The sequence below is a fragment of the Streptomyces sp. XM83C genome, assembly GCF_023072675.1.
GTDB lineage: Bacteria > Actinomycetota > Actinomycetes > Streptomycetales > Streptomycetaceae > Streptomyces > Streptomyces thermocoprophilus.
In genome coordinates this window covers 1-1,194 of record NZ_JALLGL010000600.1, presented here as the reverse complement: position 1 = coordinate 1,194, position 1,194 = coordinate 1, and the positions used below count along the sequence as shown (strand labels likewise).

Here is a 1,194-nt window from a genome sequence, read left to right as displayed (position 1 = left end):
GTCCTGCTGCCCCACCGCCCGCCGACGGCACCCGACGACACCCCGCCGCCGGTCGGGGGCGCCGCAGCCGACGACACCCCGCCGCCGGTCGGGGGCGCCGCACGCGAGGACGCCGCGCCGCCGGTCGGGGGCGCCGCAGCCGACGACACCCCGCCGTCTGGTGTCGATCGCCGCAGCCGGCGTCTCGTGGTCACGTTCGGTCTGATCGCGCTGGGCACGGCGTACGGCGAGGGGGCCCTGGCCGACTGGAGCGCCCTGCACCTGGAGCAGGACCTGGGGGCGGCGCCGGGGCTCGCGGCGGCCGGGTACACCTGTTTCGCGCTGGCCATGGCGGTGGGCCGGCTGTCCGGCACGCGGCTGCTGGAGCGATTGGGCCGCACACGGACGCTGGTGTGGGGCGGCGCGACCGCCGCCGCCGGGATGCTGGTCGCGAGCCTCGTGCCCTCGGTGTGGGCGGCCCTCGCGGGTTTCGTCGTCACCGGGCTCGGGCTGGCCAACCTGTTCCCCGTGGCGATCGAGCGCGCCGGCCGTCTGGCGGGCGCGGGCGGCGTCGCCCTCGCCTCGACACTCGGCTACGGCGGCATGCTGCTGGGTCCACCCGCCATCGGGTTCATGGCCGAGTGGTTCTCCCTGCCCGTGGCTCTCACCAGCGTGGCGGTCCTCGCCGCGACGGCGGCGGTCGTGGCGCTCACGGCACGCGGCGGGCTGACGAGCGCTCACAAAGCGGGCTCCCGGCCGCGCGGCTGACGCGGCGCTCCGGGCGGGCGCGGGACACGGGGCCGACGCCGGGCCCGCGAGGAACCCGGTGTCGTGTCAGACCTTCCAGTCCAGGTCCAGCAACTGCCGTTCCAGGGCGCGTTCCACCGGGGAGAGCGGTACGTCGGGCCGAACGCGTTCCAGCGGTTCGCGGAGGAGCGGCTCGGAGGGCACCCAGATCCACATCTGCCCGTAGGCGACGAGGGAGCGGTACGCCTCGACGACGACACGTGTCAGGATCGCCCAGGGCTGGGTCACAAGGGCCTCCTCACGGCCGGTACGGGACACCCGGATCGTCCCTCGCCCGGCTAAGACGTCGTTTCTGATGGCGTGATCGCTCGTTGAGCCGTGCATGACGGATCTGGTGGAGCGGTTGGTGCCGGACGAGTTGTGGGCGCTGTTTCGGCGGGTGGTGCCGCCGACGGAGGTCATACGCCC

At 74.9% G+C, this 1,194-nt stretch carries 2 protein-coding genes; one reads left to right on the top strand and one right to left on the bottom strand.

The window, feature by feature from the left end; genetic code table 11:
• Positions 1–747, top strand: a 747-nt coding sequence (locus MTQ10_RS30620; RefSeq protein ID WP_247474031.1) for an MFS transporter, incomplete at its 5' end; no start/stop codon positions are given.
• A 66-nt stretch (positions 748–813) separates the two neighbouring features.
• Here MTQ10_RS30620 and MTQ10_RS30615 read toward each other — a convergent pair.
• Positions 814–1,014 carry a DUF6059 family protein gene (locus MTQ10_RS30615; protein WP_247474030.1) on the bottom strand — a complete coding sequence of 67 codons (201 nt, stop codon included), beginning with the start codon at positions 1,012–1,014 and terminating at the stop codon, positions 814–816.
• Between the last annotated feature and the right edge of the window lie 180 nt (positions 1,015–1,194).